Source organism: Dactylosporangium roseum, assembly GCF_025264685.1.
Lineage (GTDB): Bacteria > Actinomycetota > Actinomycetes > Mycobacteriales > Micromonosporaceae > Dactylosporangium > Dactylosporangium roseum.
This window is the reverse complement of record NZ_CP073721.1, coordinates 5,762,554-5,788,491: the sequence shown is the minus strand read 5'-3', so window position 1 is coordinate 5,788,491 and position 25,938 is coordinate 5,762,554. Positions and strand designations below refer to the sequence as shown.

24 protein-coding genes are annotated in these 25,938 nt (G+C 70.4%); 12 read left to right on the top strand and 12 right to left on the bottom strand.

Annotated features, from left to right (window positions below):
• Positions 1-46 precede the first annotated feature (46 nt).
• The 8 genes from fabG to Drose_RS27015 all read left to right on the top strand — a co-directional run bounded on the left by fabG (position 47) and on the right by Drose_RS27015 (position 9,497).
• Positions 47-781 (top strand): 3-oxoacyl-ACP reductase FabG, encoded by a 735-nt coding sequence (gene fabG, locus Drose_RS27050; RefSeq protein WP_260724135.1) that lies wholly within the window; start codon positions 47-49, stop codon positions 779-781.
• A 25-nt stretch (positions 782-806) separates the two neighbouring features.
• Positions 807-1,763, top strand: a complete 957-nt coding sequence (locus tag Drose_RS27045; RefSeq protein WP_260724134.1) for a 3-oxoacyl-ACP synthase III family protein — start codon at positions 807-809, stop codon at positions 1,761-1,763.
• A complete protein-coding gene (locus Drose_RS27040; protein WP_260724133.1) occupies positions 1,760-2,611 on the top strand; it encodes a hypothetical protein in 852 nt (283 codons plus the stop codon). The genes Drose_RS27045 and Drose_RS27040 overlap by 4 nt, the downstream gene beginning before the upstream one ends.
• A 1-nt stretch (position 2,612) precedes the next feature.
• Positions 2,613-3,629 (top strand): NAD-dependent epimerase/dehydratase family protein, encoded by a 1,017-nt coding sequence (locus tag Drose_RS27035; RefSeq protein ID WP_260724132.1) that lies wholly within the window; start codon positions 2,613-2,615, stop codon positions 3,627-3,629.
• Positions 3,630-3,684: 55 nt separating this feature from the next.
• Positions 3,685-4,635 carry a hypothetical protein gene (locus tag Drose_RS27030; protein ID WP_260724131.1) on the top strand — a complete coding sequence of 317 codons (951 nt, stop codon included), beginning with the start codon at positions 3,685-3,687 and terminating at the stop codon, positions 4,633-4,635.
• Between the two features lie 18 nt (positions 4,636-4,653).
• Complete coding sequence (locus Drose_RS27025) at positions 4,654-5,721, top strand: hypothetical protein (RefSeq protein ID WP_260724130.1); 1,068 nt, start codon at positions 4,654-4,656, stop codon at positions 5,719-5,721.
• 67 nt (positions 5,722-5,788) lie between these two features.
• Complete coding sequence (locus Drose_RS27020) at positions 5,789-7,543, top strand: ABC transporter ATP-binding protein (RefSeq protein ID WP_260724129.1); 1,755 nt, start codon at positions 5,789-5,791, stop codon at positions 7,541-7,543.
• Between the two features lie 25 nt (positions 7,544-7,568).
• Positions 7,569-9,497, top strand: a complete 1,929-nt coding sequence (locus Drose_RS27015; RefSeq protein ID WP_260724128.1) for an ABC transporter ATP-binding protein — start codon at positions 7,569-7,571, stop codon at positions 9,495-9,497.
• Between the two features lie 21 nt (positions 9,498-9,518).
• Here the strand turns inward: Drose_RS27015 and Drose_RS27010 are convergent, their stop codons facing one another.
• The 3 genes from Drose_RS27010 to Drose_RS27000 all read right to left on the bottom strand — a co-directional run bounded on the left by Drose_RS27010 (position 9,519) and on the right by Drose_RS27000 (position 12,371).
• Positions 9,519-10,460: an NAD-dependent epimerase/dehydratase family protein gene (locus Drose_RS27010; protein WP_260724127.1), complete on the bottom strand. Its 942-nt coding sequence runs from the start codon at positions 10,458-10,460 to the stop codon at positions 9,519-9,521.
• Positions 10,457-11,278, bottom strand: coding sequence for an HAD family hydrolase (locus Drose_RS27005; RefSeq protein ID WP_343871168.1), 822 nt, complete (start codon positions 11,276-11,278; stop codon positions 10,457-10,459). The genes Drose_RS27010 and Drose_RS27005 overlap by 4 nt, the downstream gene beginning before the upstream one ends.
• A gap of 142 nt (positions 11,279-11,420) precedes the next feature.
• On the bottom strand, positions 11,421-12,371 hold the full coding sequence (locus tag Drose_RS27000; RefSeq protein ID WP_390891456.1) for a thiamine pyrophosphate-dependent dehydrogenase E1 component subunit alpha: 951 nt from the start codon (positions 12,369-12,371) through the stop codon (positions 11,421-11,423).
• A 297-nt stretch (positions 12,372-12,668) separates the two neighbouring features.
• Here Drose_RS27000 and Drose_RS26995 point away from each other — a divergent pair, with 297 nt between their 5' ends.
• The 4 genes from Drose_RS26995 to Drose_RS26980 all read left to right on the top strand — a co-directional run bounded on the left by Drose_RS26995 (position 12,669) and on the right by Drose_RS26980 (position 16,978).
• Positions 12,669-13,370: a class I SAM-dependent methyltransferase gene (locus Drose_RS26995; RefSeq protein ID WP_260724124.1), complete on the top strand. Its 702-nt coding sequence runs from the start codon at positions 12,669-12,671 to the stop codon at positions 13,368-13,370.
• 43 nt (positions 13,371-13,413) lie between these two features.
• Entirely contained in the window at positions 13,414-14,673 is a 1,260-nt protein-coding gene (locus Drose_RS26990; protein ID WP_260724123.1) for a nucleotide disphospho-sugar-binding domain-containing protein, read from the top strand.
• Positions 14,674-14,734: 61 nt separating this feature from the next.
• Positions 14,735-15,667 (top strand): NAD-dependent epimerase/dehydratase family protein, encoded by a 933-nt coding sequence (locus Drose_RS26985; RefSeq protein WP_260724122.1) that lies wholly within the window; start codon positions 14,735-14,737, stop codon positions 15,665-15,667.
• A 51-nt stretch (positions 15,668-15,718) separates the two neighbouring features.
• Positions 15,719-16,978 carry a nucleotide disphospho-sugar-binding domain-containing protein gene (locus Drose_RS26980; RefSeq protein WP_260724121.1) on the top strand — a complete coding sequence of 420 codons (1,260 nt, stop codon included), beginning with the start codon at positions 15,719-15,721 and terminating at the stop codon, positions 16,976-16,978.
• A gap of 62 nt (positions 16,979-17,040) precedes the next feature.
• Here the strand turns inward: Drose_RS26980 and Drose_RS26975 are convergent, their stop codons facing one another.
• The 9 genes from Drose_RS26975 to Drose_RS26935 form a co-directional block, all read right to left on the bottom strand.
• Positions 17,041-18,234 (bottom strand): twitch domain-containing radical SAM protein, encoded by a 1,194-nt coding sequence (locus Drose_RS26975; protein WP_260724120.1) that lies wholly within the window; start codon positions 18,232-18,234, stop codon positions 17,041-17,043.
• Positions 18,228-19,169, bottom strand: a complete 942-nt coding sequence (locus tag Drose_RS26970) for a phytanoyl-CoA dioxygenase family protein (protein ID WP_260724119.1) — start codon at positions 19,167-19,169, stop codon at positions 18,228-18,230. The genes Drose_RS26975 and Drose_RS26970 overlap by 7 nt, the downstream gene beginning before the upstream one ends.
• 3 nt (positions 19,170-19,172) lie before the next feature.
• A complete protein-coding gene (locus tag Drose_RS26965; protein WP_260724118.1) occupies positions 19,173-19,934 on the bottom strand; it encodes an FkbM family methyltransferase in 762 nt (253 codons plus the stop codon).
• Entirely contained in the window at positions 19,931-20,671 is a 741-nt protein-coding gene (locus Drose_RS26960) for a phytanoyl-CoA dioxygenase family protein (RefSeq protein ID WP_260724117.1), read from the bottom strand. The genes Drose_RS26965 and Drose_RS26960 overlap by 4 nt, the downstream gene beginning before the upstream one ends.
• Before the next feature lie 70 nt (positions 20,672-20,741).
• Positions 20,742-21,761 (bottom strand): glycosyltransferase, encoded by a 1,020-nt coding sequence (locus tag Drose_RS26955; RefSeq protein WP_260724116.1) that lies wholly within the window; start codon positions 21,759-21,761, stop codon positions 20,742-20,744.
• Positions 21,761-22,981, bottom strand: coding sequence for a class I SAM-dependent methyltransferase (locus Drose_RS26950; protein ID WP_260724115.1), 1,221 nt, complete (start codon positions 22,979-22,981; stop codon positions 21,761-21,763). The genes Drose_RS26955 and Drose_RS26950 overlap by 1 nt, the downstream gene beginning before the upstream one ends.
• The gene (locus Drose_RS26945; protein ID WP_260724114.1) at positions 22,968-24,266 is read right to left on the bottom strand and encodes a class I SAM-dependent methyltransferase; all 1,299 of its coding nucleotides are present in this window, start codon (positions 24,264-24,266) and stop codon (positions 22,968-22,970) included. The genes Drose_RS26950 and Drose_RS26945 overlap by 14 nt, the downstream gene beginning before the upstream one ends.
• Positions 24,263-25,120: a class I SAM-dependent methyltransferase gene (locus Drose_RS26940; RefSeq protein WP_260724113.1), complete on the bottom strand. Its 858-nt coding sequence runs from the start codon at positions 25,118-25,120 to the stop codon at positions 24,263-24,265. Before Drose_RS26940 ends, Drose_RS26945 begins: the two co-directional genes overlap by 4 nt.
• Before the next feature lie 25 nt (positions 25,121-25,145).
• On the bottom strand, positions 25,146-25,799 hold the full coding sequence (locus Drose_RS26935; protein WP_260724112.1) for a phytanoyl-CoA dioxygenase family protein: 654 nt from the start codon (positions 25,797-25,799) through the stop codon (positions 25,146-25,148).
• Between the last annotated feature and the right edge of the window lie 139 nt (positions 25,800-25,938).

The following is a 25,938-nucleotide window of genomic DNA, read 5'->3' as shown; positions in this document are numbered from 1 at the left end:
TACCCCCGGTGACCGTCCAGGTCGTCGCCGAGCATCTGGTCGACCGGTGAGCGACCGGCCGGTCGCGCTGGTCACCGGAGGGTCCCGCGGCATCGGGCGGGCCGTGGTGCGCAGGCTGGCGGAGGACGGGTTCGACGTTGCCTTCTGCTACCGGGCCGAGCACGGCGCGGCCCAGGGGCTGTTGCGGGAGCTCGGCCCGCTCGGCGCGCGGTTGACGGCGACCGCGGTGGACGTGGCCCAGGCGGCCGAGGCCAAGGACTGGGTGGCCGGGATCGAGCGCGATTTCGGGCCGATTGCCGCCGTGGTGACCTCGGCGGGGATCATCCGGGACGCGCCACTGGTATCGATGAGGGACGAGCAGTGGCACCAAGTGGTCGACGTCAATCTCACGGGCACCTACCACGTGTGCCAGGCGGCGGTGTTCGGGATGCTCAAACGGCGGGCCGGAAGCATCGTCAACATCTCGTCCGTCGCGGGGATCGTCGGCCGAGCGGGTCAGACCAACTACTCGGCGGCCAAGGCCGGGGTCATCGGCTTCACCCGGGCGCTGGCCAAGGAGACCGCCCGCTACGGGATCCGCGCCAACGTCGTGGCGCCGGGCTTCATCGATACCGAGATACTGGCGGACCTGTCCGGCGACCGGCTCACGCAGGCGTTGGCGGGCGTTCCGCTGGGGCGGGCCGGTGCCCCCGAGGAGGTGGCCGAGGCGGTGGCCTACCTGCTAGGCGCCACCTACGTGACGGGCACGGTCCTGCGTGTCGACGGCGGTATCGCCCTGTGAGCGCCCGCGAGGTCGGGAGGTCGGCGTGCTGAACGGTCCCCTCACGCTGGAGGCGGTCGAATCGTTCTTCCCCGACCGCTCGGTCACCGTGGAGGAGCAGTGCGACACCCTCGGACTCAACCCGGCCCAACGCCACCTGTTTCGCAAGATCCACGGCCTTGACGTGATGCGGTGCGATCCCGGCCTGGACCTCTACGACCTGGTTCTGCCGGCGGCGCGAGGGCTGCTGGCCCGCACCGATCCGGCGACGATCAGGTATGTCGTCCACGCCCGGGCGTCGCAGGAGGTCGCCCCGTCGACGGTCGACGTCGCCCGCGAGTTCGCCGATCGGCTGGGCCTGTCCCACGCCACGGCGTTCTCCCTGACCGACCAGAACTGTGCTTCCCCGCTGGCGGCGATCGACGTCGTGGGCGAGTTGCTGCGGTCGGAGGCCGACCCGCAGGCGCGCGCGCTCGTCATCACCGGGGAAAAGGCGTTCACGCGGGAACTGAAGGTGTTCCACAACACCTTCCTCGCCGGCGACGGGGCGGCCTCGTGCCTGGTGTCCCGTACGGGGCGGGGCGCGCGGATCCAGTCCTACGTCTCCGAGACGTTCGGGGAGTTCTCCGACGGGATGCGCATGGGTTCCATCCTCAACCAGCGGTTCGCCGATGAACGCCCCCGCATCGTGCGCGAGGTGCTGCACAAGGCGGTGGCGCAGGCCGGATGCTCGCTTGACGACATCCACCTCGTGCTGCCGACCAACCCGAATGTGGTGCTCTGGGACGAGACCGCCCGCGAGCTGGGCCTGCCGCCCGGAAGGATCTTCACGGCCAACGTGCCGCGGTACAGCCACTGCCTGTCGGCCGACCTGCTGATCAACTACGTCACGCTCCGCGAGGAGGGGCGGCTGGAGCCCGGGCGAAAGTACCTGTTCTTCGCCCTCGGCCTCGGGTTCACCTTCGCTGCCATGGTCTTCACCGAAGGAGAGCACCAGTCGTGAACCTGGGACTAAGGGCCGCAGCGGTCACCGTGGCGCCGGCCGGACGGCCGTACCATGACGACCCGCAGGTGGCCGAGTTCAACCAGGACCTGGCGGCGGCCTTCGGTCTGGGCGTCGAGGAGGAGCTGCTTCGGGCCGGACGGAACCTTACCCACGCCGACCTGGTCGACCTGCTCGTCGCCGAGCTACCGGCCGGTCTGCCGGCTCCCGATCTGGTCGTCCTCGCCCGCGTGCTGCCGGACCTCAACCAGTACAAGACGGTGGCGTCCTACCTCAACCTGCGGACCGGCGGCCGGGCGCACAGCTTCGCGATCGCGGGCCAGGGGCTGGGGGCTCCCTTCCTGGCGCTACGGGTGGCACTGGCCTACGCCCGGTCGGGCCGCAGTCGCAGTTCCATGATCGCCGTGCTGGAGCAGACCACGCTGCCCTTCCGCGACGGCGTGGTCCACGGCGGCGTGCCACTGGTGGACTCGGGCGTGCTGCTCTGCCTCGACGCCGGCGCCGGCCCCTGGCGGCCCACCTCGGTCGTCGAGTTCGGCACCGGCGAGGACCCGAACACCGGGCTGAAGACCCTGGCCGACACGGCCGACGCGCCCCTTGCGGTGATGGGGCCGTGGCTGGCGGGATCGGACCAGGGGGACCCGGAGGTCCACCGGGTCGCCCCCGGCGGATACGGCACCAGCGTCTGGCTGGCACTGGCCCGCGAGGCGGAGCGCTGGGCCGCGGACCACGACGCCCTGCTGCTGTGCGACACCGATCCGCGCACCGGCGTCACCCACGTGGCCCGGTTCGACCGCTGCGCACCGCAGCCCGAGATGCCCGCCGTCGTCGACACTCTGGAGGCGTGAGATGCCCACCTCGCTGGTCACCGGGGGCGCCGGTTTCATCGGCTCCCACGTGGCGGAGCACCTGTTGCGCATGGGACACCGTGTTCTCGTCCTGGACGACCTGTCGGGCGGCGACGCGGCCAACGTGCCCGCGGGCGCCGCGTTCGTCGCGGGTAGCGTCTGCGACGTTGCTCTGGTCGACTCGCTGTTCGCCGACTGGCGCTTCGACTACGTCTACCACCTGGCGGCCTACGCCGCCGAGGGGCTGAGTCACTTCATCAAGCGCTACAACTACAACAACAACGTCCTCGGCAGCCTGAACCTCATCAACGCGGCGGTGAACGCCGAGACCGTGCGCTGTTTCGTATTCACCTCGTCCATCGCCGTCTACGGCAACGCCGCGTCCCCGCTGACCGAGGACGTATCGCCGACTCCCATCGATCCCTACGGCATCGCCAAGTACACCGTCGAGCAGGAGCTGGCGGTGACCCATGAGATGTTCGGGCTCCCGTACGTCATCTTCCGGCCGCACAACGTCTACGGCGAACGGCAGAACATCGGCGACCGCTACCGCAACGTCGTCGGCATCTTCATGAATCAGACCCTGCGCGACGAGCCCTGTACGGTGTTCGGCGACGGCGAGCAGACGCGGGCCTTCAGCTACATCGACGACGTGGCAATGCCCATCGCCGATGTGGTGAACCAGTCGCAGGCGTACAACCAGATCTTCAACATCGGTGGCGACATACCCTATTCGCTCAACCAGCTCGCCGCCGCGGTCAGTGAGGTGATGGGGGTTCCCCTCCGGGTCGAGCACATGCCGGCCCGGGTCGAGGTGACGCACGCCTACGCCGACCACCGGAAGGTGCGTTCGGTCCTCGGCATCGACTCCTCCCCGGTCGGCCTGGAGGAGGGACTGCGCCGGATGGCCGCCTGGGCCAGGCAACACGGCCCCCAGGAACCGTCGGTCTTCACGGAGATCGAGATCCCCAGGAACATGCCGCCGTCCTGGCAGGCGCTCGTTTCCGGACCCGTGTGAGAAACCCTGTTTCCCAGGGCTTGTACGTCCGCATCGATATGAAGAGAGAGTCGCCGTGACCGTTGCCTACATCATGGACGGAGGTCTGTTCGACGGGCCCGGGACGGGCCTGGACCTGCACGAGCAGTTTGCCTCGGTACGCGAGCTCTACGAGCAGGTCGAGCAGTGGTCGGGGCTCGAACCCGGCCGGCTGTGCCGGTGGGAGCTGCCCCGGCTGCACGAGTACCGGCAGGTCGGCGCGATCCGGCAGGCGGCGGTGGCGCTGGGCGTGTGCGACCTGCTCGCCGAGCGCGGGCTGCGGCCGGACGTCACCACCGGCGTCAGCCTCGGTGGGATGGTCGCCGCCTGTACGACCGGCGCGGTCGAACGCCGTGAGCTCTTCGCGCTTCTCGGGCACCTGCGGCACGCCCCCGAGCCGTCCGGGCCCGCCGAGGGAGGGGCGGCGCTGTTCATCCCGGCAGGGGTCGAGCACCAGGAGTACCTGGGCCGGCTGGTCGATGGCGTCTACGTCGCCGTGGACTGCGGGAGCTCCGGCGAGGGCGGCCAGCACACGTACCTGCTGTCGGGTTACGCGGAGGCGCTGCAGGAGGTGGCGGGACGGCTGCCCGAGGGCGCGCTGTACGTCCTGCCCGAAATCACCGTCGCGTTCCACTCGCCGCTCTCCAATTACCTCGTCGATTACCTGGCGCCGTTCATCAATCAGATGCCGTTCCGGGCACCGCAGATCCCCCTGGGGTCGTGCATGGGGCCAGGGCTGCTGGTCTCGGCCGACGACGTACGCGAGATGTTCCTGCACAACCAGACCAGGATGGTCAGCCTGCCGCACATGTTCGCGAACCTGGTCGGGCAGGACACCGATCTGGCGGCGCTGGTCGGCCCCGGGAACGTCGAGCGGTTCCCCGGCGGGCTGCCGTTCCCCGTCATCCACGTCGAGACCGCAGAACAGCTCGAGGAGGGCCTGGCGACGATCTTCGAGCTCGGCATCCCGTTCGCTCTCGGCATCTGAGACGAAAGGCACGTCACCATGATCGACCCGAACGCGCTGGTGAAGGGCTGCCTCCAGGAGGAGCTGGACGACTGGACGCGGCGCGTCGTGCGTCGCCACTTCGACCCCGACATCGGCAGCCCGTACTGGCTCGCGCGCGCCGCCGAGCTGGACTTCGACCCGCGGGACATCACCCGGTACGCCGAGCTGGCCGCCTTCGGGCCGTTGTCGCTGCAGGAGCTGCGGGAACGGGATCCGGCCGAGCTGGTACCGATGGCCGTGCCGCGGCCCCTGGTCGGGCGGGTGTGGGACTCCGGCGGCACCACGGGCGACCCCTGCCGGGTGTTCTACACCGAAAGCATGATCGTTCACAGGGCCGCCTGGCGACATTGGTCGTTCCGTACCGAGGGGTTCCTTCCCGGCCGCGGCTGGCTGCAGGCGACGCCGACCGGCCCGCACCTGATCGGCAACGGCGCGTACGAGCTGACCGAGTTCTTCGACGCCAGGGTCTACCTGTTCGACGCCGACCCTCGTTGGGCCAAGCGACTCATCCGCATGGGCCGGTTCGCCGAGGCGGAGGAGTACACCGCGCACCTGATCGAGCAGATCGCGGGCATTCTGCGCACGCAGCCGGTGTCCTACATGAACACCACGCCGGCGCTGTTGGCGGCGCTGATCCGCAAGGAGCCCGAGCTGGCGGCCGCGCTGGAGGGAGTGCGGCTGAGCGGCACCCACATCACCGCGGCGATGCACCGGGCCTTCGCCAAAGTGCTCGGGGGCGGTATCTGCGGCCGGTCCTACGGCAACACCTTCGGCAACTGCGCGGGCCTGCCCGCCGATCGGGACGGCGCCGTACTTCCGTACCTGCCCAACTATCCGCAGGTGACCGCGGCGGTGGTGAGCCGGTCGGACTGGACGAAGCCGGTGGGGTACGGCCAGATCGGTCAGGTCCGGCTCACCGTGATGCACGAGGACCTGTTCCTGCCGAACGTCCTGGAGCGCGACCAGGCGATGCGTTACGACACCGGGCCGGAGTGGCCCTGCGACGGGGTCGCCAACGTGCTCCCGCTCCAGATCAGCCGCGCGACCCCCGAGGGGTTCTACTGATTGGCACCGCCGATCGCGGCGCGCGGCTGTGGACGGCCCGCCCGTCCGACGATGAGAGGTTGTTCGCATGTTGTTGCGGCTGTTGCGACCCCGCCTGCGCACGTACCGCGGCCCGCTGGCCGCGATCGTGTTCCTGCAGTTGGTGCAGACCGCCGCGGCGCTCTATCTGCCGACCCTGAACGCCGACATCGTCGACGACGGGATCGTCAAGGGCGACACCCGCCGGGTCGTCGTCCTCGGCGGACTGATGATCGTCACGTCGGTGGTCCAGTTCGCCGGCCTGTTCGGCGCGGGGTATTTCAGCGCCCGCACCGCCTCGAGGATCGGCGGCGACGTCCGAGCGGCCCTCTTCGACAGGGTCCAGGAGTTCTCCGGCCGGGAGATGGGGCACTTCGGGGTGCCGTCGCTGGTCATGCGCACCACGAACGACGTCCAGCAGGTGCAGACCTTCGTGATGACCACGCTCAGCATGGCGGTGTTCGCCCCGATGATGGGATTCGGCTCCGTCCTCATGGCGCTGCACCAGAGCGTCCAGCTCTCGGGGCTGCTCCTGGTAGTCGTTCCCGCGCTCGGGGCCGTCATCGTCGCGATCGTCGTCAAGGCGCTGCCCATGGTCAAGCGCATGGCGGTGTCCGGCGACCGGCTCGGCCGGATCATGCGCGAGCAGATCATCGGGGTCCGGGTGGTCAGAGCATTCGTCCGCGAGGAGCACGAGCGCGTCCGGTTCGCGCGCGCCGGCGACGAGCTGTACGAGGCGGCACTCGGCAGCGGCCGGGCCATGAGCCTGATGTTTCCGAGCGTCGTCGCGGTCATCAACCTCGCCGCCATCGTCATCCTGTGGTTCGGGGCGCACCGCATCGCCGACGGCTCCATGCAGGTAGGTATGCTCGCGGCGTTCCTGATCTACCTGATGCAGGTGCTGCTCGCGGTGATGACCGCCACGTTCGTCCTGGTCATGCTGCCGCGCGCCCAGCTCAGCGCCACGCGCCTCCAGCAGGTGCTGGACACCCCCACGAGCCTGACCCCCGCCGCCGCCCCGGTCGCCGTGCTTCCCGAGCCGGGACTCCTGGAGCTGACGAACGTGGAGTTCCGCTACCCCGGTGCCGAGCAGCCGGTGCTGCGGGACATCTGCCTCACCGCGCGACCGGGCGAGACCGTCGCCATCATCGGCGGCACGGGCAGCGGCAAGAGCACTCTGCTGAACCTGATCGCCCGGCTGCTCGACGCCACGGGCGGGCGGGTGGCGGTCGGCGGCACGGACGTGCGCGACCTCGACCCGGCGGTGCTGGCGCGGGCGGTGAGCTACGTGCCGCAGCGCGCCTACCTGTTCGCCGGGACGATCGCGTCGAACCTGCGCTACGGCGATCCCGACGCCACCGACGACGAGCTCTGGCACGCCTTGGAGGTCGCGGAGGCCCGCGACTTCGTGGAGCGGCTGCCGGACGGGCTGAACACCGCGACCAGGCAGGGCGGCACGACGCTGTCGGGAGGACAGCGCCAGCGGCTGGCGGTCGCGCGGGCGCTGGTCCGGCGGGCCGATGTCTACCTGCTCGACGACCCCTTCTCCGCGCTCGACTACGCGACCGACAGCGCGTTGCGCGCCGCGCTGCTCGCCGAGTCATCGGGGGCGACCGTCGTCATCGTCGCGCAGCGTGTCAGCACCGTGCGGGATGCCGACCGCATCGTGGTCCTCGACGAGGGGCAGGTCGTCGGTGTGGGCCGGCATCAGGACCTCATGACGACCAACGAGGTGTACCGGGAGATCGCACTCTCCCAGCTCGATGGGCAGGAAACCGTCGGCCCGGCCGCGCGCCGGTCGTGAAGATCGAGCGAGAGGGTAGAGCCGGGTGAGCACTCCTGCGCCGTCGGGTGGCGAAGCGTCGCCGGAGCGGACACGGCACTTCGGCGGTTCGATACGGGCCATCGCGCGGATGCTGCGGCCCGAGCGGCGGCTCCTCACGCGCGCGGTGCTGTTCACCGCCGGCAGCGTGCTGGCCACGGTGGCCGGGCCGCTGCTCATGGGCAAGGCCGTCGACACCATCTTCGGCGGAATGATCGGCCTGAGCTTCCCCGCCGGCATCGACAAGGCGGCGGTGATCGACCGGCTGCGGACCGACGGCCACGGCTCCATCGCCAACATGGTGTCGGCGATCGACTTCCGCCCCGGCCACGGCATCGACTTCGGTGCCCTGGCCCGCGTCCTGATAGTCGTGGCGGTCGTCTACGCGATCGGATGGCTGCTCGGCACGATGGCCGGGTGGACGGCGGCGACCGTCGTGCAGAGGTCCATGCACCGCCTGCGCGAGCAGGTCCAGGCCAAGCTCGCCCGGCTGCCGCTGTCCTATTTGGACTCGGCGCAGCGCGGCGAGGTGCTCGGCAGGCTCACCAACGACATCGACAACCTGGGCCAAACCATGCAGCAGACGCTGAGCCAGGTGCTCGGTGCGCCGCTGACCATCGTCGGGGTCCTGGCGATGATGCTGTGGGTCTCCTGGCCGCTCGCCTTGGTCGCCCTGGTCACCGTCCCGTTGTCGGGCTACGTGGCCAGGGTGATCGCCAGGCGGGCCGGACCGCGGTACGCCGCGCAGTGGCTGGCCGCCGGGCAGCTCAACGGGCACGTCGAGGACATCTACTCCGGCCACGCCCTGGTCAAGGCCTTCGGTCGCCAGCCGGAGGCCACGGCGACCTTCCACACCCACAACCGGGCACTGGTGGACAACGGTTTCCGGGCGGAGTTCGCCTCGAGCCTGGTGCAGCCCTCGATGATGTTCATCGGAAACCTGAGCTATGTCCTGGTCGCGGTCGTCGGCGGGCTGCGGATCGCCGCCGGCGCGATGTCCCTCGGCGGCCTGCAGGCGTTGTTCCAGTACTCCCGGCTGTTCAGCCAGAACATCAGCCAGCTCGCCACCGTGACTCAGATGCTGCAGTCGGGGGTCGCCTCGTTCGACCGGGTGAACGAGCTGCTGGAGGCGGCCGAGGAGGAACCGGACCCCACGGTCACGGCCGAGCCGGGCACCCCCCGGGGACGCGTCACATTCGAGCGGGTCCGGTTCCGCTACACGGAGGACGCCCCGCTGATCGAGGACCTGTCGTTCGACGTCCGGCCCGGGCAGACGGTCGCTATCGTCGGGCCGACCGGCGCGGGCAAGACCACGCTTGTCAACCTCCTGATGCGCTTCTACGAGGTCCAGGCCGGGCACATCAGGATCGACGGCGTCGACACCGCGACGATGACCCGGGCGCGTCTGCGCGGCCTCACCGGGATGGTCCTGCAGGACACCTGGCTCTTCGGCGGCACCATCGCCGAGAACATCGCCTACGGCCGGGACGACGCCACGCCAGAGCAGGTGGCCGCGGCCGCGCGGGCTGCGCATCTGGAGCACCTGGTGCGGACGCTGCCGGATGGCTACGACACCGTCATTGACGACGACGAGATGGGCCTCAGCGCCGGCGAGAAGCAACTGATCACGATCGCGCGGGCCTTCGCCGCCGATCCGGTCATTCTCATCCTGGACGAGGCGACAAGCGCCATCGACGTGCGGACCGAGCTGCTGGTGCAGCGGGCGATGGCCGACCTTCAGCGCGGACGGACCAGCTTCGTCATCGCGCACCGGCTCTCCACGATCCGCGACGCCGACATTATCCTGGTGATGGATCAGGGCCGGATCGTCGAGCAGGGGACGCACGACGAGCTGCTGCAGGGCGGCGGGTACCGGCGCCTGTACGAGGCGCAGTTCGCGGTGGACCGGTCCGGAACCGCCGGGGCACCGGTCTGACCCGTCGGTGGCGCTCCGCGATCACGACACCTCCCGCGGCGCGTACGGTGCGGACAGCAGGTCCACCGGTAGTTCCAGCAGCCGCCGCACGCCGTCGCGCAGCTCGATGCGGGCACTCCAGCCGAGGGTCCGTTGAGCGAGCGTCGGGTCGAGCCAGTTGCTCTGGCGGTCGAACGGGCGGCTGTCCTCCTGCAGTACGGTCAGGTCCCGGTCCGTCGCCTCGCGGAGGATCGTGAGCAGGTGCGCCAGCGACGTCGGGCGTCCGGAGCCGACGTTGAGCACCGTCGGCAGGTTGGCCTGCAAGCCGGATGCGACCGTGCTGTGGACGATTGCCAGGAGCCGGGTGACGTCGTCCACGTGCACGTAGTCACGGGCCACCGAAGGGTCGCCGAACACGCGGACCGGTTCGCCTCGCGCGACCGCCGTCAGCCAGTGCGCGAGCACGCCGTACCCGCGCCTGGGGTGCTGGCCGGGGCCGTACACGTTGCCGAGCCGGAGGACGAGGGGCCGGATCGCCCCGGAGTGGGCGAACAGGAGCCGCTCCAGGCGGAGCTTCGCGTGCCCGTAGGCCGACGACGGGTCGACGGGAGACGATTCCCGGTAGGGCGGCACGGCCCGGGGCGAGTACACCGCGCCGCCCGAGCTCGCCAGGACGACCAGGGGCCGGTGGGAGGTGCGGGTCAACGCTCGCAGAACCTCGGCGAGCAGCGAGTGCTCCTCGGCGACGTGGGCCGGGGACCGGGCGGCGAGCATCGGGTTCAGGCCCGCGGCCAGGAAGAACACTGTCTCGGCCGCGCCGAGCTCGCCGGCCGGACGGCCGCCCACGACCGGCGGTCTGGCCCTGTTGAACAGGGCCATCGGGCGACCCGCCGCGCTGAGCTCGGTGACCAGGCGGCTGCCGAGGAACCCGGTGGCGCCGATCACGGCCGCCATGCCGGGACGCACCGCCCGCACCACCCTCATGGCCGGCCGGATCGGGTGTCACCTCCCGGCGCACCCACGTGAGCTCGCGCTCCCCGTTCGGAGGCGCCGGGCGCTCGTTGGGCGGGCGCGGTGGGCTCGGTACGGGCGAAGCGGTCCACGAGGTCGGCCAGGGAGGAGACGATCATGACGACGCTGTCTTCCGGTGGCGGTGCGGTCCGGACCTTCCGCAGCCGTTCGTAGGCGGCGACGATGTCGCGGTGCACGCCCGGCGGCACCTGGTAGGCCGAGTCGCCCCGCACGAACGCCGCCCCGCAGCCCAGGGCGAGGGCCGGCCGGACGTCGTGGTCGACCCGGTTGCCCACCATCAGCATCTCGGCCGGCTGCCGGCCGAGCCGGGCCCGTCCCAGGTCCAGCAGCCCCGGATCGGGCTTGGCCACGCCCTCGAGCGAGTCCAGGAAGATCCCCCGCAGTACCTCGGTCAGCCCCCAGTCGTCGAGGACGGCGACGCACTCGGCGGGCTGGTTCGCGACCACCACGGTGGGCACCTGCCGGGCCAGTTCGCGCACGGCGCGCCGGGCACCGGGGATCTCCTGCGCCAGCTCGCGCCAGCCGCGTCGCACGCTCGTCCAGCTCCGGTCGGCGGCCGTGGACCCGTTCCACACATCGACGGAGCCGTCCCGCCGGTAGAACCGTTCGACGAGTTCGACGAATGCCGCCAGGGTAATTCCAGGGTCGGCCGCTGACATTCGGTTGAACGTTCCCTGCAGCCATGCCAACTCGAAGGGCTCATCGTAATAAAGGACCCCCCCGACATCCAGGGCAATGCCGCCGAATCCCAGTCTGATGGCTGCCTCCATGTGGTGTCGCCATCAGCCTGCCATATAGATGGCTAGCAAATTCCCTATTGTTTCCGGCCGTATTCGAGTGGTTCGACGCAATGACGCGAGCCGTCGTGAATACCGGCCCCGCGCCCGCCGGTGATCACGCCGGAGAAATGCGCTACACGCGCCGCGGTGCCACCACTCCCGGCCGTGGGGCTGTCCCGTCGGCGTAGAGATGCGCCAGCGCGTCCCCGGGGCTGGGGGCCCGGCCCGCCCGGGCGAACAGCACCGCGTCGTCGATCGACCGGGCCACCTCGTCGTCGACGTCCTGGGCGCGCTCCTGCGGCAGGCGGGTCCGCTGCAGCTCGAGCGGATCGCGTGCGCGCCAGCTCGCGACCTCGTCCTCCTCCCGGTACACCACCCCCATCTGGTGCTCGAACGAGTGGTGCCCGTGGAACCGGTACGTCCGGAACTCCAGGAATGCCGGGCCCGCTCCCGAGCGGCACGCGTCGATCGCCTTGCCGGCGTGTGCGGCCACCTCTTCGACGTCCATGCCGTCCACCGAGTCGGCCGTCATGCCGAAACCCGTGGCCCGGCTCACCGGATCGCCGGCGAGCCCCCGGCCCACCGGAAGGCTTATCGCCCACCCGTTGTTCTCGCATACGAACAGCACCGGCAGTGACCACGCGGCCGCCAGGTTGAACGCCTCCAGGACGACGCCCTGGTTGAGGGCTCCGTCGCCGAAGAACGCCACCGCGACCCGGTTCAGCCCGGCCCGGCGACCGGCCCAGGCGGCGCCGACCGCGATGGGTGCGCCGGCACCGACGATCCCGTTCGCGCCGAGGATGCCGAGCCCCACGTCGGCCGCGTGCATCGAGCCGCCGCGGCCGCGGTTGAGCCCGCTGTCCTTCCCGCACAGCTCGGCGAGCATCCGGTCGGGAGCGGCGCCCCTGGCCAGGACGTGGCCGTGCCCACGGTGGGTGCTGGTGATCACGTCGAGCGGCCCCAGCTGGGAGCACACGCCCGCGGCCACGGCCTCCTGCCCGACATACGGATGAACCCCGCCGACGATCTCCCCGGAGAGGGCCATTTCGAGGCAGCGCTCCTCGAAGGACCTGATCAACCGCATCGTCCGATAAAGCTCCAGCGATTGCTCGGCCTGAGGTGACAGCGTCTTGTCGGTCGTCAACGCTACGCCTTTCCTTGAGGGGTCACGTACGCCCGCACAAGACGCTACCGGAGGTCCGTTCAGGTATATCAGGGGATTTACCGGTCTCTCTAGGAGAAACACTAGTGTCGATGCCACCGGCTCGGCGCGACCCGGCTGGTCCGATGCGTCTACCGTCGTTCTTCCGTCCGTCCCGGATATGTGAACTGGGGCTTTCACCAGTCCGTCGCCCGAATCCTGTTGCTAGGGTCCTGATCCATGGATTCCACAGAGATCAGGCGCCGGGTGCTCGAGCTGGAACCCTGGGTCAACGGGTTCGAGTTCGACGGTGTGGTCTACGCCGGGGAATCCAAGCTGGACTATGTGCTGCGCCAGGACCCCGACGAGCGCGCCCGGCGGTTCTTCCAGGCCTTTCCGGATGCCCAGCGGATTCTCGAGCTGGGCGCACTGGAAGGGGCCGACACCCTCGCGCTGTCCCGCCGGCCCGGGACCCGGGTGCTGGCGCTGGAGGGGCGGGTCGAGAACCTGCGCCGGGCCGAGCTCGTCCTGGAGGTCCACGGCGCGACCAACGCCGAGATGCGGCTCGCCGACGTGGAGACCCTTGACCTCGCCGAGCTGGGCCACTTCGACGCGGTCCTGTGTGCCGGCCTGCTGTACCACGTGCAGGAGCCGTGGACGCTGCTGGGCAACATCGCCCGCGTGTCGGACAACCTCTACCTGTCGACGCACTACTGGGGTACCGCCGAGGGCTTGGCCCGGCTCGACGGGTTCGTGGTCAAGCCCGTCCGCGAGGAGCACCCCGAGCCGCAGGCCCGGGGACTCAGCGTCGACGTGCGCTGGCTGGACCGCGAGTCGCTGATGAAGGCACTGGCCGACGCGGGCTTCGTGCACGTGGAAGTGCTGCACGAGAGGACCAGCCCCGAGGTGTGCGACATCGTGGCGGTCTGCCGGAAGTCGTAACACCGATCCGCTGCTGCCACTGACGTACTGACGGAGGGTCGGGATGAAAGTCCTGTTCACGGTGTCCAACTGGGCAGGCCACTACTTCTGCATGGTGCCGCTGGCGTGGGCTCTGCGGGCGTCCGGCCACGAGGTCCAGGTCGCGTGCACGCCGGAGCAGGCCGCCGGGGTGGCGGCCACCGGCCTGCTGCCGGTCCCGGTTCTCGACGCGCCCGACATGATGGAGTCGGCGCGGCTGGCGTTCTACGTCCAGGCTCTCTACACGCCCGACCGGCTGCCCGACGCGCCACTGCCGCTGCACCCCTTCACGGGCAAGCAGCTCGAGTCGCTCACCGACTTCGACCCGGGCCAGTTGGGGGACTTCTGGAAGCGGTCGGTGGCAGCGGTCCAGCACAGCTACGACGGCGCGGTCGACTTCGCCGCGGTCTGGCGCCCCGACCTCGTCGTGCACGACCTGATGGCGGTCGAGGGCGCGCTCATCGGCGCGCTGCACGGCGTGCCGAGCGTCTACGTCTCCCCGGGCTTCATCGGCACGGTCGAGACGGAGCCGGGGTTGAACCTGGTCGCGGGCGACCCCCTGTCGTGCTTCCACAAGTACGGGGTGGACTGGTCGCGCGAGCGGATCGCCTACATGGTCGACCCCTCGCCGGACTGCGCGATCCCGCCGCAGGGCAGCGCGCTGCGGATCCCGATCCGGTACGTGCCCTACAACGGCGTCCAGCCGGTGGACCCGTGGCTGTTCGGCCCGCGCCGCGGCAAGCGGGTGCTTGTCGTGTGGGGCAACTCCGCGACCGGTGTGTTCGGCGCGAACATCCCTTCCCTCCGCCATGCGATCGACGCGGCCGTCAAGCACGGCGCGGAGGTGGTGCTGACGGCGAGCGCGGAGCAGGTGGAAACCCTGGGCGGGCTGCCGCCGGGCGTGCGGGTGCTGCGCAACCACCCGATCGAGCTGCTGCTGCCGCACGTCGACCTCCTGGTGCACCACGGCAGCGCCAACTGCCTGATGAACGGGATCGCCGCCGGGGTACCTCAGCTCTCGCTGGCGCTGAACTACGACGCTCTGATCTACGGCCGGCGTATCGACCCGTCCGGCGCGGTACTCACGCTCCCTGGGCTCAAGGCAACCACCCTGGAGGTCGAAGAGGCGTTGGTCAAGGTCCTGTTCGACCACACGTTCCGGAGGGCGGCCGAGGAACTGCGCGCCGGTGTCGAACGCGCGTCCTCTCCGGCGGCGGTCGCCGACCGGCTGGAGACGCTCGCCCGGACCGGCACCCTGACCGCAGCGGACCTGGGCCTGAGATGACCCGGCCGGGGTACCGCGGCGAGCGGTGGGCGGCGGTCGCGCCGATGCGGCGGTGCGCCGGATGAACGCTCTGCACGGGGCGCGGGTCGCGATCTTCGGCGGTACCGGCTTCGTGGGCCGCAGGATCTGTGCCGATCTCGCCGACGCCGGGGCCGACGTCGTGGCCATCGGACGCACCACGCCGGACGAAACGTTCGGCTACCGGTTCTGCCGCGCCGACCTCGGTGCCGACCCCGCGGAGAAGCTGGACGCGCTGCTCGCACGGGAGCGCCCCGACGTGGTTGTGAACGCCACCGGAAGCATCTGGGGGCTGACGGACGCGCAGATGGAGGATGCCTGCGCCGTGCCGTCGCGCCGCCTCGTGGCGGCGCTGGAGCGGGCGCCGCGGCGGACCCGGCTCGTCCATCTCGGCTCCGTTCTGGAGTACGGGCCGATCCCGCGCGGCGGCCGGACCCATCCGGACCTGCCCGCGCGGCCGGACACCGCATACGGCAAGGCCAAGCTCGCGGCGACCCGTGCGGTGCTGGCCTCGGTACAGGCGGGCCGCGTCGACGCCGTGATCCTGCGCCTTGCCAACGTCGTCGGGCCGGGTACCCCGGACATCAGCCTGCTCGGCCGGGTCGCCGGGCGCCTCGCGGACGCGGGGGAGGAGCCCGCGGTGGTGGCCCTGAGCGCGCTGCTCGCCCACCGCGACTACGTCGACGTGCGCGACGTCGCGGCCGCCGTCGTCGCCGCGCTGAGGGCGCCGGTCAGCGGCCGGATCGCCGACATCGGCCGGGGTGAGGCGGTGTCCGTGCGCGAGCTGGTCCGCCTGCTCATCGAGGTCAGCCGGGTGCCCGCCCGGTTGGTCGAGACGGCCAGCCCGGGCGCCGCCGAGGACTGGATCAGGGTCGATCCGGAGCCGGCTCTCAGCCTGCTCGGCTGGCGGCCCCGCTACAGCCTGGCCGACGCGGTCGGCGCGCTGTGGGCGCAGTACGCCCCGCTGAGCACGTAGGGGTTGCCGCGCGGACGTGAGCACCGACCGGAAAGGAGCACCTCGGCCGCCATGCGTGTCCTGTTCGTTCCGCTGCCCGTGGAGTCGCATCTCAAAGCGCAGACCCAGCTCGCCTGGGCACTGCGCGCGGCCGGTCACCAGGTGCAGATCGCGGTCACACCGGACCTGACCGCGGAGATCATGCGTACGGGTCTCACCGGTGTGCCGGTCGGCCCCTTCCTGGGCCTGCGCGACTACCTGGCGGAGGTGGTCACCGACGGCTCGTCGGGCGCCGACGAGTCCCTGCCCGACGAGGCGTTCATGGACTGGGACGACGTGCGGCAGCGCATCAGCGACCTGACGGTCGGCTGGTTCCGGGTGGTGTGCCCGGACGCGACGGTCGCCGACCTGGTCGCGTACGCCCGCCACTGGCGGCCCGACCTCGTGATCTGGGATCCGATGATGATGGGCGCGGCGGTCGCGGCCGTCGCCGGCGGCGCGATGCACGTGCGGCTGCTGTTCGGCACCGACCGGATGGGCCGGCTGCGCTCGGCGTTCCTGCGCAAGGCGGCCGGGGACGCCGAGGATCCGCTGCGACAGTGGCTCGCGTCCCTCGGCGGGCAGTACGGCCTCGCGTTCACCGAGGAGATGGTGCTGGGCCGGTGGACGATCGATCCCATGCCCTCCTGGGTCCGCCGGGCCCCCGAGCCGCGCTACCTGGCCATGCGGCACGTCACGGTGAACGGCCCGGGCCTGCTGCCCGACTGGCTCCGCGTCCCGCCGGGCGGACGCCGGATCTGCCTCACCCTTGGCGCGTCCCATCGCGCGGCCTATGGGAGCAAGGCGTCGGTGGCCGCCCTACTGGAAGCGGTGGACGGGCTGGACGTGGAAGTCGTCGCCACCTTCGACGCCGACGAGCTGCGGGTGGTCGAGCGCGTTCCCGACAACGTCCGGCCAGTAGATTTCGTGCCGCTGGGGGCGCTCCTGCCCACCTGCGCCGCCGTGGTACACCATGGCGGCGCCGGCACGTTCGGCGCCGCCCTCGAACACGGTGTGCCCCAGCTGATCATTCCGAGCAGCCTGCTCAACGAGGAGCGCAACTGGGGCCCCATCGAGTTCGCGCAGGGCCTGCACGAGCACGGTGCCGGGGTGTACGTGGCCAACTCCTACACGTTCACCCCGCAGCGCCTGCGCGAGCACATCGTCGAGGTACTCGAGAACGACGACTTCTCCCGCCGGGCCGCGGCTCTGCGTCACGAATCTCTTGCCAGGCCCGCCGTTGCCGAGATGGTCCAGACCCTCGAACGGCTGGTGGCCGACGAGCGCCGATGACCCACCGTGCCGCGTCGCGAGCGCCGCGGGTCACGCCAGGGGCGTCCCGACCGGCTCGCCGGTCAGGACGCCCCTTCGTCGACCAGGTCGGCCGGATCCAGGGAGTTCATGAACGAACGCAGTGCGCCGAGGTCGGCGGCGGGCTTGTCCCAGCCGAGGTCGACGCACCAGGCGATCAGGTCGGTCAGCTCCGCGGTGGCCCGCGCCTTCTCGTCCTGAGGAAGGCTGGCGACCGACAGGTCCTCCGGCCACTGCACGACGTTGGACAGGTCGACGTTCAGTCCATCGGTGCGGGCGAACTCGAGCACGTTGCGCAGGTCCCACAGGTTGATCCGCTGGGGTGACACCTGGAGCCAGACGTCCACCTGGGTCCTGAGCTTGCGCAGGTTGTCGACGAACATCGACCACTGCCCGCCGACCCGGATCCGCTCGAACACCTCGCCGACGCCGTCGCAGGACGCACCGATGCCGACGCTCTTGAAGTGGGGGAAGAGTGCCATCGCCCGGTCGGGCGACACCGTCAGGTTGGAATTGTAGGAGAGGTCGACGTTGCCTGCGTTCCCGGTCTCCACGAGCAGTTCCAGCAGCGCGAAATGGCCAGGCTGCAGGAAGGGCTCGCCGCCGGCGAAGTACAGCCGGCGGATCAGGTGCGCGTTGTCCCGCAGCGTCTGCCACAGCTCCTCGTCGGCGCGGTAGGGGTCGATCACCGCGGAGGACCAGGCGGGTCGCTGCTTGGCACCCCACGCGGAACTCACGGGATAGGTGCACATGACGCACCGCAGGTTGCAGGTGTTGCCGAACCGGATGTCCAGGAAGAACGGGAAATCCTCGACGGTGCCGTCCGCGTCGGTGCGGGCGGCGAGCCCGTCGAGCTCGTGCTCGAACCGGCGGTTGATGCTCTGCCGGTAGGACTGGGCGCCGTGGTCCTCACGGAAGTAGCAGTACTTGCAGGCGTCGACACGCTCGCCGCGCAGCATCGTCAGCCGGGTGCGCTTCATGTTGGGACTGTTGAACGCCTCGGCGATCCCGGCCACCCGGTCCGGGTTGTCCTTGGCGTACCGCGAACCGGGCGAACAGCCGATCGCGTCGTCGTTCAACGCGAAGACGGGCTCTTCCTCCTGCTGGTACAGCTCGTTGTGGTACATCGCGTCATCGACGCAGCACCGACCGTAGACGCCGTCGATCGAGGCGCAAAGGTGGATCCAGGGCAGGACGCACAGGGTCGCGTTCGGGGCGTCACCACCCGGGCTCACCATCGCCAGTACTCCTCGTGCGGAACCCGGAGCGTGGTGAGCTCCGGCCGGTCGACCCAGCGCCGGAGGGACTCGGCCGGCCGGTAGTCGAACGGTTCCTCGTCGCCGAAGCGGCGGTCGGCCGCGCGCATCTCGATGCACGAGCGCAGGACCTGCTGCTTGATACCGATGTAGTCCTCGGTGTGCGGGCCGAGCTCCCACTCCACCTCGGCCGGCCGGTACTCGAAGTACACGACGCGGCGCTGCTTGCCGACCACCGCGGGGGCACCGTGAAGCGTGAGGATGTTGTGCAGCAGCACGTCGCCCGCCTGCATCACGGCGGGCACCGCGCCGGTGGTGTCCCACTCGCTGGCGTTGAGGCGCTCCGCCGTGGCCGTGAGCCGTTCGCCGTCCCAGTAGTTGGATTCCGGGATGCACCAGACGCAATTGTCGTCGGGAGCGGGGTCGAGGTAGATGCCGGCGTCGATCACGCGACCCATTCCGGTGACGCCGACCGCGTCGGTGTACAGCCCGGCGTCGCGATGCCAGGCCAGCCGGGGAGCGCCGGCGAGGGTCTTGAAGACCAGGCTGTCCCAGGTCGGGATGAAGTTGGGCCCGACGAGCTGTTCCATGATCCGCAGAAGCAGCGGATGGCCGGCCAGAAGGGCGATCGGGCGGGCCTTGTCCACCACGTACTCGATCCGTACGGGTGCGGCGTCCGGAAGGTGCGGCTCCAGGGTCCAGACGTGGTCGTCGATGGGGCGCGTCGACCAGGCCCGGTCGATGAGCGCCTTACCGGCCTGCTGGACGTCGGCGAGCTCCTCCGGTGTGAGCAGCCCACGCACCGCGAGCACGCCCTGCCGGCGAAACTCGGTGACGTGCTCCGGCAACAGACCGGTCCGCCGGATGTCACATTCGGGGACCCGGGCGCTCGTGCGCACCTCTGCGACAGCGTTCATCGCTCAACCTCTCTGCTCGGGCGGCGGGGACGAGGCGGGATCGGACGTACGGACGGGTGTGGGGCGCTCCGCCGCAACGAAGTACCAGTCCCGCTCCAACGCCGTCGCGAACGCGGCACGATCCATCGCGGGCCGGCCCGCCAGCCACGCCGGAAGGGTGAACACCTGGTACCCCAGCTCGCCGACCAGCAACGACCAGAGGTCGTCGGTCGTCGTGCCGTACTCGGACATGACGCGGTCGCCGCCGTGCTCGAAGACGATCACCGGCAGGCTGCGGCGCAGCGTGCGGAGGGCGCCCCGCAGGGCCACCACCTCGCCGCCCTCGACGTCGACCTTGACCAGATCGATGTCCACATCGGACGGAATCACCTCGTCCAGGCGCACGGTGTCGACGGTGATCTGGCGCAGGGTCTCGTCCGGCCGGTCGTATGGGCGCCGGTACAGACCGCTGTAGCCCTGGTTCGACACGACGTGCACGAAACTGTGCGGACCCGTCGTTTCGGCGGCGGCGGCCCTGATCAGCGTGACGGACGGCAGCGTGCCCGCCAGCTCGTCGGCGAGGGCCGGCAGCGGTTCGACCGCGAAGTGCCGGCCTTCGGGGGCCACCCGGACCAGGTGCCGGGTGATCTCGCCGACCCCCGCACCAATGTCGATGCTGGCGGCGGTCGCGGTACACACCCGTTCGATGATCTGGACGGTGAGCCGGTCGTACTCGTCGTTGAGCTGGGCCGGGTCGATCGCCTGCGGCTGGTTCACACCGGTCACTCCCATATCATCCAGGGCCGGGACTCGGGGTTGTCGACCTTGGCCGGCGCGCTCATGAACACGAGTACATAGGCACGCCGCGGCTGGTCGGTCCGGTTCGGCCCGGCGTAGTGGGGGGTCCGGAAGTCGTGCACCACCGCGCCACCGGGCCCCAGCGGACACGCGACGCCGGAGGACGGGTCCACGTCGTCGGTCATCAGGCCGCGGACACGGTCGTCGTTGTCGATGTGGTGGTGCGGCAGGACCGGGCCGCGGTGGCCGCCGGGCAGGTAGTGCAGGCAGCCGCTTTCGACCGTGGCGACGTCCAGCGTGGTCCAGATGCTCAACCCGCGGCGGCTCCAACGCGGGTCCATGTACGCCTCGTCCTGGTGCCACGGCGTCGGTGCACCGTACCGCGGCGGTTTCAGAATGGCGTGCCCGTAGAACTCCAGCTCGTCCTCGGGTATGTCCAGATAGGACGAGGCGATCGCCCGGCACCGCGCGAAGTGCGCGCTGTCCAGAAGCTCCGGTGCGTACTTCTCGGGCTTGACGATCTGCGGCAGCAACGGCGGATCGTCGCTGTCCTTCTGGCCGGCGATGTCGTGGAAGTTCTCCGAGCCCGGCGTCGCCCGCTGGACGAACAGCCGGTCGTAGATCTCCCGCAGCCACGCCACCTCCGACTCGTCCGCGACCTGTGGCAGCACCGCGAACCCGTCGCGGCGGAACTCTTCCCGGCGAAGGTGGTCAATGGTGCTCACCACGCCCATCGTGCTCAAGTTGCCCCCTCCTGCGAAATCGTCGAACATGGGCTCAGCGCCGCTCCTGCCGTCACGACCAGGTCCGGCCGGCCAGGACCTCGTGGTAGAGCGTCTCGAACTGCTTGGCCACGAGCACGTGATCCCACCGCTGCAGTGCCGCGGCCCGGACTGCGTCCGGCTCGGGCAGTCCGGCCACCGCGGCGGCCGCCTCTTCCGGCGTGAACTGCGAGCCTTCGGCGACCAGGACGCCGACGGCCGGCACGATCTCGGCCAGGCAGCCGTTGGGTGTGGCGATCACCGGTGTGCCGCACGCGGCGGCCTCGGACACGACCGTCGACCCGGGCTCGCACCACACCACGCCCCAGGGCCCCATCGTGCTCTGGGACAGCACCATGACCGCCGTTGCGCGGGAGATCAACTCGAGCCGCCGCTCGCCACCCACCTCGCCGACGAGGTCGATGGTGTCGCCGAAGTCGCTCTCGATCCGCTTCAGGTAGTCCTCCTCCCAGGAGGGCCCGGCCACGACGAGCCGGCATCCGGCGGCGTGGGCGAAAGCGGCGGCCTCGTACGTGCCCTTGAACTCCGAGATACGCCCGAGGTACAGCAGGTAGTCGTCCTTGTCCGCCCGGAAGCGGTAGCGCGCGTCGTTGACCGAGATGCGTACCACCGGCGCGTTGTCGTTGCCGGCCTGGGCGCGCTGGGCGTACGAGACGTAGATGCAGTTCCGCGGGTACTTGGGCCGGCCGGTCAGGTGATGGGAGGACAGGTACGCCATCCCCGCGGGGAGCCGGTCCGGGTCGATCTGCCCGCACGAGAAGTCGTGCACGACGTCCACGCCCGCCGCCTCGGGACCGTTCAGCCAGGCGTGCATGTCGTCGATCTCGCCGGCGTCCACCACGGTGACCTCCGGGGACGGGGGCTCGGTACCCGGCGCGCCGAGCAGGACCACCTCGTGGCCGAGCCGCAGCAAGCCGTCCATCTGATTGGCCACGATCCAGTGGATCCCGGCGTAGCCCTGCGGCGGCACGGTGATCCACCGGCTCGGATCGGTCGGTACCCGCAGCGCCATGGTCACCAGAACTACGCGCATCAGCCCCTCGCCTTCCCTGGTATCTGCGGTGCCGGAAGGTCCCGCATCGGGTCGTACCGAGGCCGCCAGGCGGCGTTCGCCTGCTCGGTGTTGCGGCCCTTCTCGACGAACGCGAGATTGTGGTGCAGGAAGATCCCGGCCACGTTCTGGTCCGTGTAGGAAGGCTCGTAGGGGCCGTCGTGCATCCGGTCGCGGTGGTGCAGCCCGTCGACGAGCGTCTTCAGGAAACCGACCGAAGTGGCGGGGTCGGCCAGGTCCGTACCGTTGCCGCCCCACTCGGGCCAGTACGACGTGTGCAGGTCTTCGACCACGTACATGCCGCCGGGGCGAACGTGCGGGAAGAGCGCGTTGAACGACGTGATGACGTGGCTGCTGACGTGGCTGCCGTCGTCGACCATGACGTCGAACGGGCCGTACCGCGCCGCGAGGTCTGCGAGGAACGCCGGATCGCTCTGGTCCCCCTGGACCGTGACGAGCCGGGGCTCGTCCAGCGGCGACTTGTCGTAGACGTCGAGCCCGTACACCGTGCCGCGGTGGAAGTAGTGCTTCCACATGCGCAGGGACGCTCCGCCGGCGTGTGGTTCGTGGTAGCCGCCGATTCCGATCTCCAGCACGGTCACCCGCTGGTCGCGGTACTTGCCGAGATGCCGTTCATAGTGGGGGGTGTACCAGTGGCCGCCCCACTTGTCCGAGCCGAAGCGCACGGCCAGCGAGGACAGGTCACCCCGGTAGGGCCCGCACGCCTGGACGACCTGGTACGCGGCCCGGACCGCCTCCTCGCGCTGGACCAGCCACGGGTCGTCGGGCCGGTACTCGACCGGCCCGGGCTCGTCTCTCATGACCACCTCGCGGCTCGCCCCGGCGCGCGGGTCGGGCGGCCCGAACACCTCACGGACCAACGACGCCAGGTCGTCCTTGATCCACACCCAGGGCTCGTCGATGCGTCCCGGGCGCGCGTGGTGACCGTCGCCGCCGACGGTCAGCAGGTGCCCGATCCGCCCTCCGTCCGGTGCGGCCACGTCGAACTGGACGGTGACCGGCGACCCGGGCCCCGGGTACAGGACCGTACGGCCGGCCACCTCGGCGACGGTCGCGGCCACGACAGCTTCCGGGTCCTCGGCCGCGAGCCGGGCAGCGGCGTCCGGAGCGTCCACGATGGACAGGAGGCGCTGGACGAGGCCCGCCGAGCGGTCGGCGACGAGCTGCTCAGACGCTGGCATCGGGCGACCCGACGATCTGCACGGCGGGCAGGGGGAAGATGAGGCGGCATCCGGCCTCGAGCATCGCGGCCTCCCGGGCGACGATCTCCTCCCGGAAGTGCCATGGCAGGACGAGATAGAACTGCGGATGCTGGGCTCTGGAGTCCGCCTCGCTGATGATCTCGATGTTCGTGCCGAGCGTGCGCGCCCCGAACTTGTCCGGGTTGCGTTCGGCCGCATACTTGATGAGCGTGTGATCGATGCCGCAGTATTGCAGCAGGGTGTTGCCCTTGGTGGAGGCACCGTAGACATGGATGGTGCTGCCCTGCGCTCGCAGGCCGCGCAGCAGCGTGGCGAGTTCGTCGCGGTGCGCGCGCACCCGATCCCCGAACTGCTCGTAGGGCGCGTCCTGGTCCAGTCGCAGCTCGCGCTCCCGGCCGGCGATCTCCGGCACGGACCCGTCGGCGCAGCCGGCGCCCTCGCCCGATCGGGTGGCGACGCAGCAGATCGAGCCGCCGTTGACGCCGTTGAGGCTCGCCCTGCGGATCTTCAGGCCGGCCTCGCCGAGGATCCGTTGCAGGGTGCTCAACGAGTAGTACGACAGGTGTTCGTGGCAGATGCTGTCGTACCCGGTGGTCTCCAGCATCGTCGGAAGGTAGGCGACCTCCACCACCCAGACGCCGCCGGGCGCCAGCATCCGCCCGACCGCGCGGGCGAAGGCGACCGGGTCCTCGAGGTCGTAGAACATGGCGATCGACGTGACGATGTCGAAGCTGCCGGCGTACTCCTCCAGCGCGTCGCTGGGGAAGAAGTCCCTGACCAACGTGATCCCGTCCGGCGCGTCGTCCGTCGCGTTCGACGGGTCGATGCCCCAGCGGTCCGCCCCCGATAGGTTCTCCAGCAGGGTGCCGTCGTTGCAGCCGATGTCCAGGACCCGCCGGGGCGACCGGCCGAGCGCGGCGACCGCGGACTCGGCGATCGACGTCAGGTGCGCCCGCATGCTGTCGTTGATGCGCGAGCGGTACCAATAGGTGTCGTACAGCAACCCACCGGGCAGGGTGTGTCGCAGCTGCACGAGCCCGCAGGCGTCGCGGCCGCCTTCCACCGGCTCGGCGCACCGGGTGAGCTCGAGGGGGAACCTGACCGTGGGCGGGTCGCTGACGCCGGGCTTGACGAACGATCCCTGCAGGTACTGGTCCCCGAGATCGAGGATCGTGCGGAGCGTGCCGCCGCAGACGCGGCAGTTCGTCCGCTCGACGAGCGCCGCCCGCGCGTTCTCGCCTTGGGCCGTCGCAAGCTGGCTCACGTACCGATCTCCTTCTCCACAGTGGGGTCCTTCGCGTCGGCCGCCGCGCCGCCGGGTTTGCTGGCAACGAGCAGGATGTCCAGGTAGAACGGGCTGTTCGGGCCCTCGGAACGGCCCAGATCGCCGAATGCGCGGTCGAGGTAGGCGTCCACCGACCGGGGCAGGACACGGTCCACCAGCCACAGCGCCTTCAGCGCGAGCCCGACCGGCCCGCCGCCGGGCCAGCCATGGTCGCGCCCGTACCAGCGCAGCAACAGCAGTAGCGCGCGTGGGCCGCACGTCAGTTTCACTTTCCGCTCGACGGTGAACCCGGCCCGCTCGGCCTGCAGGGCGAGGCCGTCTGCCGTCCAGCGCCACAGATCCTGACCGCCGTGCTCCTCCCACACGCCGTGGGTGGACAGCACCAGCGTGCCGCCGGGCCGCAACAGCCGGAACGCCTCGCGCAGGTAGGCGTTCGCGTCGGCGACGTGCTCGAGGACCTGGGTGGACAGCACTCCGTCGAAGGTGCCGTCGGGAACGGGGCAGCGGCCGTCGCGGTCCAGCGCATGGTCGGCGGGGTAGGACTCCCCGCCGGGAATGTCGGCCGTCTGCAGTGCGGCCCGGCCGAACAATTCCCGGTACGGCGAGGTGCCCGCCCCGTAGTCGAGCCACACGCCGGACGCGTCCCGCAGCGTCTCGGCGAGCGCGTCGCGCAGGTCGAGGAAGTGGGCGTACGCCCAATCCCCGGGGCGCGGGTCGATCCGCTCGCGGAAGCGTTCCGCCATGACCTCGTCGAGGGAAGGTTCCGCCGCGGTGGCCGCCCGCCCGCCGTCGAGCAGCGAGCCCACCGCCGGTAGCCAGCTCAGCAAGCTCACCTTGAGTACTCCTCGTGAAGGCGGATCAGGACGCGAAGGAGATCGCCGGATGGGCGAACTCGATGACGATGGTTCGGCGCCACTGGTCGCTCGGGTTCGGTCCCGACCCGTGTACGAGCCGGACGTCGTGCACGATGACGTCACCCTCCTGGGAAGGCACCGGCACCCGGGGACCCGCGTCGCGCACGGCCTTGACGTCGACCTCGTCGGGCAGCAGGTGGGATCCGGGGACACCCTCCAAGCAGCCGTTCTCCGGCCCGGCGGTGTCGAGGCAGATGCTCAGGTTGCACACGGTGTGCGGCGCGACCTGGAGACGGTCCCGGTGCCACGGCACGCCGGCCGCGCGCCGCGGTTCCTTGAGCACGAGGGCGAAGACCGTGGAGACGACCGGCTCACCGACGAATTCGGCGGCCAGCTTGACGAGCTCCGGGCTGTGCAGCAGTTCGGACTCGGGCCAGTCCTGCTTCTCCAGGTTGTGGATGCGGTACAGCACCGGAGGCTCCCCCTCGACGGGGTACGACCAGTAGTCGTCGGAAACATGGCCGTGGTCCGTGAAGCGGGCGATCAGCGCCGCGGCGCCCGCTTTGAGGCGGCGCACCACGTCCTCGCCGAGTACCGGACCGACCCGAACGATCCCGTCCTTGTGGAAGCGCTCGATCCGCGCGGTAGTGTCCGTCACCACTGAAGTCATGGCTGGGCGTGTCCCCTTCTGCTCGAGGCCGGCGCAAGTCCACGCTGCGCGTTCAGGCGCGTCGTTCTGGGGCTGATCCGGACCTCGTTGACGGCAGAGCCGGCGAAGACATTCAGGTTTTCGGAAA

What these genes read in the sequence shown, in the direction of transcription:
- Drose_RS27000 (WP_390891456.1), bottom strand. Translation starts at nt 12,371, where the DNA reads ATGCGGTTGATCAGGTCCTTCGAGGAGCGCTGCCTCGAAATGGCCCTC.
- Drose_RS26995 (WP_260724124.1), top strand. Translation starts at nt 12,669, where the DNA reads ATGGATTCCACAGAGATCAGGCGCCGGGTGCTCGAGCTGGAACCCTGG.
- Drose_RS26950 (WP_260724115.1), bottom strand. Translation starts at nt 22,981, where the DNA reads ATGCCAGCGTCTGAGCAGCTCGTCGCCGACCGCTCGGCGGGCCTCGTC.
- Drose_RS27005 (WP_343871168.1), bottom strand. Translation starts at nt 11,278, where the DNA reads ATGGAGGCAGCCATCAGACTGGGATTCGGCGGCATTGCCCTGGATGTC.
- Drose_RS26990 (WP_260724123.1), top strand. Translation starts at nt 13,414, where the DNA reads ATGAAAGTCCTGTTCACGGTGTCCAACTGGGCAGGCCACTACTTCTGC.
- Drose_RS26975 (WP_260724120.1), bottom strand. Translation starts at nt 18,234, where the DNA reads ATGGTGAGCCCGGGTGGTGACGCCCCGAACGCGACCCTGTGCGTCCTG.
- Drose_RS27020 (WP_260724129.1), top strand. Translation starts at nt 5,789, where the DNA reads ATGTTGTTGCGGCTGTTGCGACCCCGCCTGCGCACGTACCGCGGCCCG.
- Drose_RS26955 (WP_260724116.1), bottom strand. Translation starts at nt 21,761, where the DNA reads ATGCGCGTAGTTCTGGTGACCATGGCGCTGCGGGTACCGACCGATCCG.
- Drose_RS26985 (WP_260724122.1), top strand. Translation starts at nt 14,735, where the DNA reads ATGAACGCTCTGCACGGGGCGCGGGTCGCGATCTTCGGCGGTACCGGC.
- Drose_RS27035 (WP_260724132.1), top strand. Translation starts at nt 2,613, where the DNA reads ATGCCCACCTCGCTGGTCACCGGGGGCGCCGGTTTCATCGGCTCCCAC.
- Drose_RS26980 (WP_260724121.1), top strand. Translation starts at nt 15,719, where the DNA reads ATGCGTGTCCTGTTCGTTCCGCTGCCCGTGGAGTCGCATCTCAAAGCG.
- Drose_RS26970 (WP_260724119.1), bottom strand. Translation starts at nt 19,169, where the DNA reads ATGAACGCTGTCGCAGAGGTGCGCACGAGCGCCCGGGTCCCCGAATGT.
- Drose_RS27010 (WP_260724127.1), bottom strand. Translation starts at nt 10,460, where the DNA reads ATGAGGGTGGTGCGGGCGGTGCGTCCCGGCATGGCGGCCGTGATCGGC.
- Drose_RS27025 (WP_260724130.1), top strand. Translation starts at nt 4,654, where the DNA reads ATGATCGACCCGAACGCGCTGGTGAAGGGCTGCCTCCAGGAGGAGCTG.